At 59.9% G+C, this 12,658-nt stretch carries 10 protein-coding genes and 1 tRNA gene; 7 read left to right on the top strand and 4 right to left on the bottom strand.

What is annotated here, in order from left to right; all coding sequences use genetic code 11:
* Window positions 1-14 precede the first annotated feature (14 nt).
* Window positions 15-1,196: an alpha/beta hydrolase gene (locus tag P2W41_RS08500; RefSeq protein ID WP_292896195.1), complete on the top strand. Its 1,182-nt coding sequence runs from the start codon at window positions 15-17 to the stop codon at window positions 1,194-1,196.
* Window positions 1,197-1,205: 9 nt separating this feature from the next.
* Here the strand turns inward: P2W41_RS08500 and ade are convergent, their stop codons facing one another.
* Window positions 1,206-3,023, bottom strand: a complete 1,818-nt coding sequence (ade, locus tag P2W41_RS08495) for an adenine deaminase (protein WP_404934848.1) — start codon at window positions 3,021-3,023, stop codon at window positions 1,206-1,208.
* A 94-nt stretch (window positions 3,024-3,117) separates the two neighbouring features.
* Entirely contained in the window at window positions 3,118-3,720 is a 603-nt protein-coding gene (locus P2W41_RS08490; RefSeq protein ID WP_292896199.1) for a TetR/AcrR family transcriptional regulator, read from the bottom strand.
* A 99-nt stretch (window positions 3,721-3,819) separates the two neighbouring features.
* Between P2W41_RS08490 and P2W41_RS08485 the strand changes: the two genes are divergently transcribed.
* From P2W41_RS08485 to P2W41_RS08475, 3 genes are all read left to right on the top strand, one after another.
* Entirely contained in the window at window positions 3,820-4,578 is a 759-nt protein-coding gene (locus tag P2W41_RS08485; protein ID WP_292896201.1) for an SDR family oxidoreductase, read from the top strand.
* Window positions 4,579-4,714: 136 nt separating this feature from the next.
* Window positions 4,715-6,517: a DNA helicase RecQ gene (recQ, locus tag P2W41_RS08480; protein WP_404934847.1), complete on the top strand. Its 1,803-nt coding sequence runs from the start codon at window positions 4,715-4,717 to the stop codon at window positions 6,515-6,517.
* Window positions 6,518-6,772: 255 nt separating this feature from the next.
* Window positions 6,773-9,292, top strand: coding sequence for an autotransporter outer membrane beta-barrel domain-containing protein (locus tag P2W41_RS08475; protein WP_404934846.1), 2,520 nt, complete (start codon window positions 6,773-6,775; stop codon window positions 9,290-9,292).
* Window positions 9,293-9,332: 40 nt separating this feature from the next.
* On the opposite strand, the gene P2W41_RS08470 is transcribed toward P2W41_RS08475, so the two are convergent.
* Window positions 9,333-9,417 (bottom strand) — tRNA-Leu (locus P2W41_RS08470).
* Window positions 9,418-9,553: 136 nt separating this feature from the next.
* The gene (gene wrbA, locus P2W41_RS08465) at window positions 9,554-10,153 is read right to left on the bottom strand and encodes an NAD(P)H:quinone oxidoreductase (RefSeq protein WP_404934845.1); all 600 of its coding nucleotides are present in this window, start codon (window positions 10,151-10,153) and stop codon (window positions 9,554-9,556) included.
* A 189-nt stretch (window positions 10,154-10,342) separates the two neighbouring features.
* Here wrbA and P2W41_RS08460 point away from each other — a divergent pair, with 189 nt between their 5' ends.
* The 3 genes from P2W41_RS08460 (at window position 10,343) to gpt (ending at window position 12,656) form a co-directional block, all read left to right on the top strand.
* On the top strand, window positions 10,343-11,095 hold the full coding sequence (locus P2W41_RS08460; RefSeq protein WP_404934844.1) for a competence/damage-inducible protein A: 753 nt from the start codon (window positions 10,343-10,345) through the stop codon (window positions 11,093-11,095).
* Window positions 11,096-11,171: 76 nt separating this feature from the next.
* Window positions 11,172-12,014, top strand: a complete 843-nt coding sequence (locus P2W41_RS08455) for a universal stress protein (RefSeq protein ID WP_292896211.1) — start codon at window positions 11,172-11,174, stop codon at window positions 12,012-12,014.
* Between the two features lie 144 nt (window positions 12,015-12,158).
* Window positions 12,159-12,656 (top strand): xanthine phosphoribosyltransferase, encoded by a 498-nt coding sequence (gpt, locus tag P2W41_RS08450; protein ID WP_292896213.1) that lies wholly within the window; start codon window positions 12,159-12,161, stop codon window positions 12,654-12,656.
* The last annotated feature ends 2 nt before the right edge of the window (window positions 12,657-12,658 follow it).

The raw sequence follows: 12,658 nt of genomic DNA, 5'->3' as shown, positions 1-12,658 counted from the left end.
AGGGTTGTTGTTGTATGCTGTTCCGCAAATTCCAGTGCCTGTTCGTTTTTCTGTCGCTCTCCCTGATCGCGGGCTGTGCCAATCCGCACACCTCCCGCCTGATCGCTGAAACGATCGCACCGGCACGCGCTGATCAGATTGCCGGAAACCATGGCATCTTCATCGCCACCAATCGGATGCGAACCGAGAAGTCGGGCGAGATTTTTGCCGGCGGACGCGCACCGGAACCGACCTTTGCAAAAGTTGAGATCACGGTTCCCGCCATTCATGAAACCGGCAAGATGGAACTCGCTCCAAATCCCCGCGTTGCTGATCCAGCTCGATATTTTGCCGCTCAGCGCGCGATACTCTTCGCAGGGGAAAGCGATTTCGAGAAAGCGCTCAGGGACGATATCGCCGCGCATAGCGGTCGCGCGCTGGTGTTCATCCACGGCTACAACACCGGCTTTGACGAAGCCGTCTATCGCGCCGCCCAGATCTTTCACGATTCAGAATATGCCGGCACGCCGATCCTGTTTTCGTGGCCATCAGCCGGCCGGACGATCGATTATGTCTACGACAGCAACAGCGCCACATCGGCCCGCGACGCTCTGGAAGAGACTTTGCGAACCCTGGCGCGCGCCGGCGCCGGGCGCATCGATGTCGTGGCCCACTCCATGGGCAGCTGGGTGACCATGGAGGCGCTGCGTCAGCTAGCCCTTTCCGGGGATCGCGATCTCGGCGGGCGTCTCGCCGACGTTATCCTCGCCTCTCCCGACATTGACATCGATGTATTCAAGGGACAGATGCGGCGCTACGGTGTGCCGAAGCGGCCCTTTGCGGTTCTGACCTCCCAGAACGACCGGGCGCTCACACTGTCCGGCTTCATCGCCGGCAATCAGCCCCGGCTCGGCGATTACCGCAACGCAGAAGACCTGACCTCTCTGGGCGTGACGGTCATCGACGTCACCAATGTTTCGTCCGGCGACTGGCTCAACCACACCAAGTTTGCCGAGAACCCGGTGCTCGTTCGCCTGCTGGGAGAGCGTTTGTCCAGCGAGGGAGAGTTGAACGAAGGGAATGAGGATGTCGTCGTCGGCCAGATGGAAAGACTGGTGCGCGGTCTTGGGCAGACCTTCGGTTCTGCAGCTGACATTGTGATCACCACCCCCCTGTCCGTGATCGAACTCGCCACCGGTCAGGGCCGACGACGCTGACCGGAGAGTTCACAGGAAGAGGTCGACCTTCCGGAAATTCGATACGTCGATAATCCCTGCATCGGAGATCCGGAGTTCCGGGATCACCACCAGCGCCAGAAGCGAATGCTGCATATAGGCGTTGTTGAGCGTGCAGCCCATCTCGCGCATGACCCGTGTAAGTTTCGCGGCCTTCTGCGCCACCACCTCGGCGCGCTCGTCCGACATCAGCCCGGCAATCGGCATCTCGACCAGAGCAAGCTCGCGTCCCTTTGAGAAGAGCACCACACCACCACCGACTTCACCCAGCCTGTTGGCCGCCTTCGCCATGTCTTCCTTGTTGGTGCCCACCACGAGCATGTGGTGCGAATCATGCGCAACTGTCGACGCCATGGCGCAATCTTCCATGTAGCCGAACCCCGAAACGAACCCGTTCGTCACCTGCCCTGTGCCACGATGCCGCTCCACCAGAGCGATCTGGCAGACATCATTGCGCCGATCCATGGCGACAACGCCGTCCTCGACATTGAGTTCGGCTTCGAGCGCCCGCGTCGGCGCCTGGTTCTCGATTACACCGATCACCCGCGCCCGCACATGGTTCGCGCCTTCGGGCGCGGCAATGTCAAAGTCCTGTGCCGCGAGCTTCTTGCCCAGCCGTACCGTATTTTTCGCCTTTTCGGGATAATCATGGGCCGGGATATCCGCCTCCAGCCGGCCACCCCGCGCCAGCCGCGCTCCACGCGCGAAGACATCGTCGATGACAAGTTCTGCCAGGTCCGAAACGATGAGAAAATCCGCCCGCCGTCCCGGTGCAATGGAACCCAGCTCGCGTTCAAGACGAAAATGCTCGGCCGTGTTGATCGTAGCCATCTGGATCGCCGTAACCGGCTTCAGCCCCTGGGCAATGGCGTGCCGCACCACACGGTCCATATGCCCGTCATTGACCAGGGTGCCGGAGTGACTGTCATCGGTACACAGAATGAAATTGCGTGGATCGAGCCCCTGCTCCGTCACCGCCTTGATCTGGCTTGCCACGTCATACCAGGCAGAACCCAGCCGCAGCATGGCCTTCATCCCCTGCCGCACGCGCGCAATCGCATCCTCGGCACGTGTGCCCTCATGGTCGTCCTCCGGCCCGCCGGCCACATAGCCGTGGAACGGCAGACCCAGGTCCGGCGAGGCATAATGCCCGCCAACCGTCTTGCCGGCCTTCACGGTCGCAGCGATCGCCCCCGTCATCGTCGCATCATTCGCCGCTACGCCGGGAAAGTTCATCACCTCGCCAAGGCCAATGATGTTCGACCATTCCATGGCTTCCGCCACATCATCAGCGGTGAGTTCTGCTCCGGCATTTTCAAGCCCTGGCGCGGAAGGCACGCAGGACGGCATCTGCACAAACACGTTTATCGCCTGCGCCATGGCCTCGTCGTGCATCAGACGTACACCGTCGAGGCCAAGAACATTGGCTATTTCATGCGGATCGATAAACATGGAGGTCGTACCATGTGGAATCACGGCGCGGCAAAACTCCGTCACCGTCACCATGCCGCTCTCCACGTGCATATGAGCGTCGCACAGCCCCGGCACGAGATAGCGCCCCATGGCATCTACCACCTTGGTTTTCTTGCCAATCGCGTGGCTTGCATCCGGTCCGCAATAGGCAAAACGCCCTGCGACAATTGCAATATCCGTGGTCGGAATCACCTCACCCGAATGCACATTGACCCAGCGACCATTGCGCACCACCAGGTCAGCCGGGCGGCGCCCCATGGCCACATCCACCAGAAGCGGCGCTACCGCATGCCATGGTTTGAGTTCAGTGGATGGCACGGGGTTGGTGTCGGGCATGGTATCCTCCTGATGAGGATGCACTTTGGCAAACCCGTGTCTTCTGCGCCAGCCCTCAAATCATACCGTTAAAAGGAAGAAGAATGCGCATATGCTAACGCGTGATGGCGTCCCAGGCCGCAATCGCGCTGTCCACCACCCGTTCCAGCGCGGCACAGGAGGCGCCGTCACGCGCCTGGATTGAAAGCCCGTGTAGCACTGTGACGTAGAAGGCCGCGACCCGCGCCGGATCGGCACTTTCAGGTACATCGCCATCGTTGATTCCACGTTCCACGCGGCGGCGGAAACACGCCTCATTCTCTCGTCGACTCTCGGCGAGGAAACGGCACACCGGGCTGTTCTCCGGAGCGCCCGCCAGCGCGGCTGTCACCACCATGCAACCACGGGGATTGTCCGGGGCGCTGTAGCAACGGGCATTGAGGCGCAATGCGCGTTCGATGGCCCCACGCGCTGTATCGCCACCTTCCAGCGCCTCGCTCACCGGTGCGCCCTGCTCGCGTCCATAAAGCTCGATCGCTTCGCGAAACAGCGTCTCCTTACACCCAAACGCCGCATAAAGGCTGGGCTTGTTGATGCCCATGGCCTGCGCCAGCTCATTCATCGACGCGCCTTCATAGCCGCACGACCAGAACACCCGCATCGCCTGATGCAGGGCTTCATTCCTGTCAAATGCTCTGGGCCTGCCGCGTCCTGCCATCTCGAATACCTTTTGTACCAAGCCGTAAATAATTCCCTTGACCCGAATTCTCAAGCCTGACTATTTTTATAACGATCGGTACATAAAAAGGAGAAGACCATGACCAAAACAGAATACGGCCAGGATTTGCTTGGCAAGGCAGCGCTCGTCACAGGAGGAAGCAGAGGCATTGGAGCCGCCATAGCCAGGCGTCTTGCAGCCCGCGGCGCCGACGTCGCAATAACCTACGCGACAAGCGTTGCCAGGGCTGAGGGCGTGGTGGCCGAGATCAATGCCGCCGGTCGTCGCGGCCTCGCCATCCAGGCCGACAGCGCTGATCCCCATGCGATCACCGCTGCAGTGAACAGCGCTGCAGGAACGTTCGGCCGTCTCGATATTCTTGTGAACAACGCCGGAATCTTCCCCTACGGCCCACCTGAAGACGTGACGATGGAAGATATCGACCGCACGATCGGCATTCATGTAAAAGGCGTTTTCGTGGCTTCCCAGGCTGCCCTGTCACATATGGGTGAAGGTGGTCGCATCATTTCGATAGGCTCCTGCTTCGCCCAGCGCGTTCCACACGGCGGTGTCACGCTCTATTCCATGAGCAAATCCGCTCTGATCGGCTTCACCAAGGGGCTCGCCCGCGATGTCGGCACTCGCGGCATCACAGTGAATGTGGTCGATCCGGGGTCAACAGATACCGACATGAATCCGGCTGATGGACCAGGTGCCGACGGACAGCGTGCGTTAAACGCAGTGGGTCGTTACGGCGCACCGGACGATATTGCTGCTATGGTCGCGCATCTTGCCAGCCCCCAGGGGCAATACATCACCGGCGCATCGCTCGCTGTGGATGGTGGCAGCAACGCGTAAGCAGGTCTTTGCTGGCCTCAGCCGCGCAAACCGAACGGTGCGGTGATGCCGCACCTCTCACCGCCTCTCCCGTCTGCAGCGCCGGGCGAAACCTGTTATGAGAGGATAATCACCCGATTCTCCCGACAGGCCTGCCGTGACCGCTGACCCCACGCACATCCTCAAGACCGTCTACGGATATGAGGCCTTTCGAGGTCGCCAGGCGGAAATCGTCAGCCATGTTGTCTCCGGCAACAACGCCTTCGTCCTGATGCCCACAGGTGGCGGCAAATCGCTCTGCTATCAGATCCCCGCACTCTGCCGCCCGGGCCTCGGCCTTGTTGTCTCGCCGCTCATCGCGCTCATGGCCGATCAGGTCGCGGCATTGAAACAGGCGGGTGTGCAGGCCGCCGCACTGAACTCCAACCTGCCCCTCGAAGCCCGACAGGCCATTTGGAAAGCAATCGGCAAAGGCGCTCTCGACCTTCTTTATGTTTCGCCCGAAACCCTTTTGCGACCAGCTGTGGTGGATCGGCTCAAGCAGGTTCCCCTGTCGCTCATCGCCATCGATGAAGCGCATTGTCTCTCCCAGTGGGGGCACGATTTTCGCCCCCATTATCGCCAACTCGATGCACTGGTGGAGGAGTTCCCCGACACGCCGCGCATGGCGCTGACAGCGACGGCCGATGCCCCCACCCGCGCGGAGATCATTGCGCATCTGGGCATCGCCGAGCGCGATAGTTTTATCGCCGGTTTCGACCGCCCCAACATACATTATGCCATCGAGGAAAAGGACAATCCGCGCCGTCAACTCCAGCGGTTTCTTGAAAAACACAGGAATGAGAGCGGCATCGTCTATTGCCTCTCCAAGCGCAAGACCGACGAGACCGCCGCCTGGCTCCAGTCGGAAGGCTGGAACGCCCTTGCCTATCATGCGGGTATGGACCGTGGGATGCGCGAAGCCAATCAGACACGTTTCCAGCGCGAAGAAGCAGTCGTCATGGTCGCCACCATCGCGTTCGGCATGGGCATCGACAAACCCGACGTCCGCTTCGTCGCCCATCTCGATCTGCCAGGAAGTATTGAAGCCTATTATCAGGAGACCGGCCGTGCCGGCCGCGATGGCCTGCCATCGGAAGCTTTAATGCTTTACGGTTTCGACGATATCGCTCTGCGACGCCGCTTCATCGAGGAGTCCGACGCGCCGGATCAGCGCAAGCGAATGGAGATGCAGAAGCTCGACACCCTGCTCGGACTTGCCGAAACTGCTCAGTGCCGCCGTCAGGTGCTACTCAACTATTTCGGTGACCATTGTGAGCCCTGCGGCAATTGCGATACCTGCAGTAGTCCTCCGGAGCGCTTCGATGGCTCCGTCGCCGTGCAAAAGGCGCTCTCCTGCATCTACCGTACGGGCGAACGTTTCGGGCAGGCCTACGTCGTCTCCGTGCTTCTTGGGGCAGAAGACGAGCGCATCGCCCGTTTCGGCCACGATCAGATTTCAACCTTCGGCATCGGCAAGGAACACGATCAACGCACCTGGCGCTCCATCCTTCGCCAGATGGTGGCGCACGGTTTCGTCGATGTGGACTTCAGCGGCCATGGCGGCCTCTCGATTTCCGAGCGCGGCGCGCAATTTCTGCGTGAAAAGCCAACGCTGATGCTGCGCGTTCCCCGCCCTCCGGCCAAAGGCAGGAGCCGCCGCACTACCGGAAGCGATGCCGCCAGCGCGCTGGCTCCGGCAGATGCCGAGCTTTTCAAGGCACTGCGCGAGAAGCGCATCGAAATCGCCCGGGCGCAGAATCTGCCGCCCTATGTCATCTTCCACGATCGCACACTGATCGAAATGGCGGCCGTCCGCCCTGCATCGCGCCAGGCCATGGCCGGTATTTCCGGTATTGGCGAATCCAAACTCGACCGGTATGGCGAAGCCTTTCTCGATGTAATCGCCAGTCACGGCTGATAGATCGTTTCTGGATGAAAACGCAAAGCGAGAGACAATTGTCCAGATGAGTATTTGTATCCCCAATTAGATCTCGTTAATCTTTGTAAATTATCGGTATCTGAGACACGGACATCAAAGGACTGCTCGGCATAACTGCAACAAACCATTACTTCGCACCATAAAGCGGCCTCCGCAGGAGCCTGAAAATTCGGGAGGGATGTCGGGCAGGAACAGGAATGCTGCGTCGTGATGCCGGTGGTTTGAGGGGGGCATATGCATTACCGCACGTTCAACGGCCGGTTGACCGCAGTGTTACTGTCGGGAAGCGCGCTGGGAAGTCTCATGGCATGGCCGGTTTCCACGGCCCACGCCGCCTGCACTCTGGTTCCCACGGCCGGCAACGACGTATTCGTCTGCGATAGCGGTACGCACACCGGCAATGTCGTGGACCTTTCCGGCGACAATACCTTGATATTGCCTGACGGTGGTTCCGGCGTCATCAACGGCAATGTCACGTTTGGTCCCGGCGTAGACAAGGTTGAGGTGCATTCAGGCGAGATTAACGGTCAGTTGCAGCAGGGCGACGGCGTCGACGATTTCAGGATGACTGGCGGCCAGATTGACAGCCTGAACCAGGGCGGACATTTCGATACGTTCTTCATGTCCGGAGGCCACATCGTCAACCATTTCGACGACGGCGACGAAGCGGTCATGACCGGAGGGCGCATCGGTCGCGTCGACATGAAGCTCGCCAACAACATCTTCGATATGTCTGGCGGCACCATTGATGGTAATCTGGTGGCCGGGTTCGGGCATGACACAATCATCCTTTCCGCGGGGTCGATCGGTGGCAATATCAGCGTCAGCGGAGGCACTGACCGCGTCACGATCACCGGTGGCTCTGTGGGCGGCGACGTCCGGCTGAGCGTGGGAACCGATACACTTTTGTGGGATGGCGGCGGAACAATTGGCGGCAATGTGGATATGGGCGGTGACGACGATACCGCCACGCTACGCAACCTGAACGCCTCCAATCTTGGTGGTCTGAATGCGTTTCTCGGCGGCCTGGGCACAGACGAGCTGACGCTTGAAGGCGTGGTGGCCGACACCCCCGACCGTTTCCAGACGCTTGAAACCATCAATGTGAATGCAGGATCTGCCCTGACCTTCTCGGGTAGCGAGACGCTTACCCTCGGCGACAGCGGCACCGGATCCATGAACATCGACGCGACCAGCGCTCTCTTAGGCGGCTCGGCGACTGGCGGCATCAATGCGTTCGGCATCGGCCAACGCGCAAATGTAAGCAATGCCGGAACCATCGACCTGACCAATGGCGCCAACAGCACCACCGACACGTTCACGATCACCGGCGATTATTTCGGAGATGGCGGAAATCTGTCCCTGAACACGGTTCTGGGCGACGATGCCTCGCCTTCGGACAAGCTCGTCATCGCGGAGGGAACCGCCACTGGTTCCACCGGCATCTTCATCGTCAATCTGGGCGGCAGCGGCGGCGCCACTGTTCAGGACGGGATTATGGTGGTCGAGGCAACAGGAGGCGGAACCACTGCCTCCGGCGCGTTCTCCCTCAACGACCGCGTCGCGGTCGGAGCTTTCGAATATTATCTGTATAGAGGCGGGATTTCCGCCGGGACGCAGGAAAACTGGTATCTGCGCTCAACCATCGTCAATCCACCGACACCCACGCCCTCTGTACCGGAGCCCGCTCCTGCGCCCGGTGCAGGCCCCGCTCCGATCCTGCCTCCGGATCCGGCCGCGCCGCCGGTGGCCCCGCCCACTCCAGGTGCAACCCGGGTGACAGGCGGAACAGTTCCGCTCTACCGTCCGGAGGTCGCAACCTATTCCGCGGTTCCGCCTGTACTTCAGCATTTGGCAACGTCCACGCTTGGCACATTTCATGAAAGACGCGGTGTGCAACCTTTTCTTCGGGATGGAGAAGCGGTTCTGCCCGCAAGCTGGAGCCGGCTCTTCGGACAGACTGTCGAAAGCAAATGGGACGGCACTGTCGCTCCCGGGTTCGACGGGAATTTATTGGGCTTTCAGCTTGGCCAGGACCTGATCGGACGCGAAAGCGATAGCGGGCATATCGACCGGGCGGGTATCTTTGTCAGTCATGCCCGCATGAACGGTGACGTTACCGGCCAGGCTATCGGCTGGAACGACCTGGCGGTAGGCGAACTCGATGTCCATGGCACCAGCCTGGGCGGCTACTGGACACATGTCGCGCCCAATGGCTGGTATCTGGATGGTATCGTGATGGGCACATGGTTTGGTGGAGAGGCGCTCTCCAGTGCCGGCGAGGCAATCGAGGTTGACGGGACCGGTGTCACGGCCTCTGTTGAGACTGGTTATCCGATCGCCATCAACGATCGCTGGAACCTAGAACCGCAGGCCCAGTTGATCTGGCAGCATCTTGCTCTCGACGACCAGAGCGACCGTTTTTCATCCATAACCTTTGAAACGGACGACGTCGTGACCGGACGGTTGGGAATACGTTTTCAGGGAGATTTTCAGACCGAAGATGGTCGCAGCCTGAAACCATATTTAAAGGCCAATCTCTGGCATGCATTCTCGGCAGATCAGAGCCTGCGTTTCGGCGGAGATGCGGTTACAACCGGGCTCGGAGGCACATCACTCGAACTTGGTGCGGGTCTTGTCGCGAATCTCACCGGACAGATCGGCCTTTTTGCGACTGCCGATTACACGACCAGTATCGGCGGCGAGCACAAGGAAATATTTGAGGGCAACCTGGGCCTGAGCATCACCTGGTAGGCAGCGCCGGCATTCTTCGCCTCATGCTGCCCTGCGTCTCTGGTGCGGACGGCGGGGGTCGAACCCGCAAGCCCGAAGGCGGCAAATTTTAAGTCTGCTGCGTCTACCAGTTTCGCCACGTCCGCACACATCAACGACTAGCGGTAGAAACCCGTGTGATCAAGCGGGATACGCATGTTCTTCAGAGAATACGCTTGTTCATAACCACAAAGGGAAAGGACCGCCCATGGCGGCCCTCCCCGCATGGAACCTGGTGATCCATCAGGCTGCTAGCCTTGCAGTAATCTCGGCCAGCCGTTTGCCCTGGAATTTCGCGCCTTCAAGCTCCTGCTCGGAAGGCATGCGCGAGCCGTCGCCATTCGTGGTGGTGGTCATGCCATAGGGCGCGCCTCCGCGCACCTTGTCGTTGCCCATCTGGTCCTGATACGCGTAGGACAGCGGTACAATCAGCATTCCATGATGCTGAAGGGCAAGCTGTGTCGAGGCCAGTGCCATCTCGGCGCCACCATGCTGCGTTGCTGTCGAAGACATGACGGTCGCAGGTTTGTCGATCAGCTTGCCTTCCGCCCAGAGCGGCCCGGTCTGATCCAGAAAGTTCTTGATCTGTGAAGCCATCATTCCGTAGCGCGTCGAAATGCCGAAAATGAACCCGTCATAATCGGCCAGTTCCATTGGCTCCGCGATCGGCGCTTCCTGGTCGAGCTTGTAATGTGCCTTCTTTGCCACATCGTCCGGAACCAGTTCAGGCACACGCTTGATTGTCACGTCAGCACCCGCTTCCCGCGCTCCATCGGCGGCGGCTTTGGCCATCGCTTCCATGTGCCCCCAGCTCGAATAATAAAGAACCAGAATTTTGGTCATTGTCTGCTCCGCTTCGCTAGAATTTCGGTTTCGGTCGTCTACCGCGACGCTGCGGTTTCAACGGATGTAACCCCTGACTGGTTCACTAAAAACCGTACTGAAGCCGACACACTGTTCACCGTTTCAGACCCATTGCCCTTACTACGGCACAGGTCTATCTCTTCTCCAGACAACAGGGATCCCACGAGAATGAGTGAGCTTGTAACGGCCGCAATGGTGGTCATCGGCGACGAAATCCTGTCGGGCCGGACCAAAGACAGGAACATCGGCCACCTGGCCGACATGCTGACGGCAGTCGGCATAGATCTGAAGGAAGTTCGGATTGTCTCTGACGACGAGGCGGCCATCGTCGAAGCGGTGAATACGCTGCGGGCCCGGAATACCTATGTGTTCACCACCGGCGGCATTGGTCCGACTCATGACGATATCACTGCAGATTCCATCGCCCGCGCATTTGACCGGCCATGCGGTTACGACGAAAAGGCTTATCGCCTTCTTGAAGCTCATTACGCCAGTCGAGGGATAGAGTTTTCTCAGGCTCGCAAGCGCATGGCACGCATGCCTGAGGGCGCCGAACTCATCGAAAACCCGATCTCGGTTGCGCCAGGCTTCCGCGTCGAAAACGTTTATGTGATGGCAGGTGTACCGGCGATCTTCCAGGCCATGCTCGACAATGTGATACCGACGTTGAGGACGGGCGCAAAGCTCATTTCCGAGACAATCCCCTCCCCGCTGCCCGAAGGCGCGATCGGCGGTCCGTTGGGTGAAATCCAGGCCGCGCATTCCGAAACCATCATCGGGTCCTATCCGAAATATCAGGACGGCAGCTTCTGGACCGAGATCGTCGTTCGCTCCCGCTCCACCGCAGCGCTTTCAGCCGCCGTGAAAGCAGTCCGCGTCATGCTCGCGTCGATTCCGGACAGGCAGGTGGCAAAAGGTTGATCTGGCGCAAAACTTTCTGGCCGGCAAAGCGTTATGAGTAGAGAAGGCACTCCATCGCAGCTCCAAGGAGGCTGACATGAGCTACAAGACCATTCTCGCCATTCTTCAAAGCGAAGCTGACGCGCCCCGCGTCCTGGATCTCGCCCTGCCTCTTGCGGCCCGTCACCGCAGCCACGTGATCGGGCTTCACGCCGAAGCGCTGCCGATGGTGATGGCCTCTCCCATGGGTGGTCCGGTGGTCGACCTTAGTGTTGACATGCACGAGGAGGCAGGTCGCCGTCACGCTGTGATCCGCAATCTGTTTAACGAGCGTGCGCGAAAAGAAGGCGTCGGCAATGAGTGGCGCGGCTTCGACAGCGTCTCGGGCGATTCCGCTATCTCGGGCATTGAAAGTGCCCGTAGCGCCGACATTGTCATTGCCCAGCAGACAGACCCGGATGCAGCGGGCGCCATGGAAGCCAATGTCGAGGCTCTCCTTTTCGAAAGCGGTCGCCCTGTCCTTTTCGTTCCCTATATTCACAAGGCGCGCGAAGCTGAGTTCAAGAAAATCCTCCTTGCGTGGAACGGCAGCCGGCAGGCCGCAAGGGCCGCATTCGATGCACTGCCCTTCATGAAGGAGGCAGACAGCGTCGAAGTGTTCTGTATCGACCCGCAGGACACGCCCCGTCGCGATGCCTCCATGGCTGGCACGGCCATAGCCACCGCTTTGGCCCGCCACGAGATCGAGGTCACCGTCAAGGTGGAGCAGTCCGGCGGCGTTTCTCATGGAGAGATTCTCGACAACCGGGTCTCCGATACCGGTGCCGACCTTCTTGTCATGGGAGCGTTCGGCCGCTCCAGATTGCGGGAGTTCGTTTTTGGCGGCGCCACCCGCACCATCCTGCAGAGCATGACGGTGCCAACATTCATGGCGCATTGAGCGCCGTCCAATTCGTGCCCACCCTGACGAGCAGCGGAAAATCCATCTTCCACGGGCGTCGGGCTTGCGCTCGACATCCCTTTCCGGCTAATTCACCGCGCATTCCGACCCGCCGTCCCGATGCGCCCATGGAGTGCGATGCCGATGTCTCTTCCAGAAAAAGCCTTCCCCGTCTCGTGGGACCAGTTTCACCGTGATGCGCGCGCCCTAGCATGGCGGCTCGCCGGCGCGAATGGCAGCTGGAAAGCCATTGTGTGCATCACGCGCGGTGGCCTGGTGCCAGCTGCCGTCATTTCGCGAGAACTGGGCATCCGTCTCATCGAAACGGTTTGTGTCGCCTCCTATCACGACTACACCGAGCAGGGTGATCTTCAGGTCCTGAAGGAGATCAATCCGGAGCTTCTGAAGGAAGACGGCGAAAACGTCCTTATCGTCGATGATCTGACCGACACAGGGAAGACGGCAGCGATTGTACGCGCCATGATGCCCAAGGCGCATTTTGCAACGGTCTACGCCAAGCCAAAGGGTCGCCCCCTCATCGATACCTTCGTCACGGAGGTCTCGCAGGATACCTGGATCTATTTCCCCTGGGACATGGGTTTCTCGTACCAGAAACCGATCGCGGAAGACCAGCGCGGCTGAAC

It is taken from the genome of Nitratireductor sp. L15S-10, from assembly GCF_045011005.1.
Classification (GTDB): Bacteria; Pseudomonadota; Alphaproteobacteria; order Rhizobiales; family Rhizobiaceae; genus Nitratireductor.
This window is presented reverse-complemented; position numbering and strand designations above follow the sequence as displayed.

Bases quoted from the DNA above. Each gene is read 5' to 3' on its own strand.
- P2W41_RS08500 (WP_292896195.1), top strand. From the start codon at position 15: ATGCTGTTCCGCAAATTCCAGTGCCTGTTCGTTTTTCTGTCGCTCTCC.
- ade (WP_404934848.1), bottom strand. From the start codon at position 3,023: ATGCCCGACACCAACCCCGTGCCATCCACTGAACTCAAACCATGGCAT.
- P2W41_RS08490 (WP_292896199.1), bottom strand. From the start codon at position 3,720: ATGGCAGGACGCGGCAGGCCCAGAGCATTTGACAGGAATGAAGCCCTG.
- P2W41_RS08485 (WP_292896201.1), top strand. From the start codon at position 3,820: ATGACCAAAACAGAATACGGCCAGGATTTGCTTGGCAAGGCAGCGCTC.
- P2W41_RS08475 (WP_404934846.1), top strand. From the start codon at position 6,773: ATGCATTACCGCACGTTCAACGGCCGGTTGACCGCAGTGTTACTGTCG.
- wrbA (WP_404934845.1), bottom strand. From the start codon at position 10,153: ATGACCAAAATTCTGGTTCTTTATTATTCGAGCTGGGGGCACATGGAA.
- P2W41_RS08460 (WP_404934844.1), top strand. From the start codon at position 10,343: ATGAGTGAGCTTGTAACGGCCGCAATGGTGGTCATCGGCGACGAAATC.
- P2W41_RS08455 (WP_292896211.1), top strand. From the start codon at position 11,172: ATGAGCTACAAGACCATTCTCGCCATTCTTCAAAGCGAAGCTGACGCG.
- gpt (WP_292896213.1), top strand. From the start codon at position 12,159: ATGTCTCTTCCAGAAAAAGCCTTCCCCGTCTCGTGGGACCAGTTTCAC.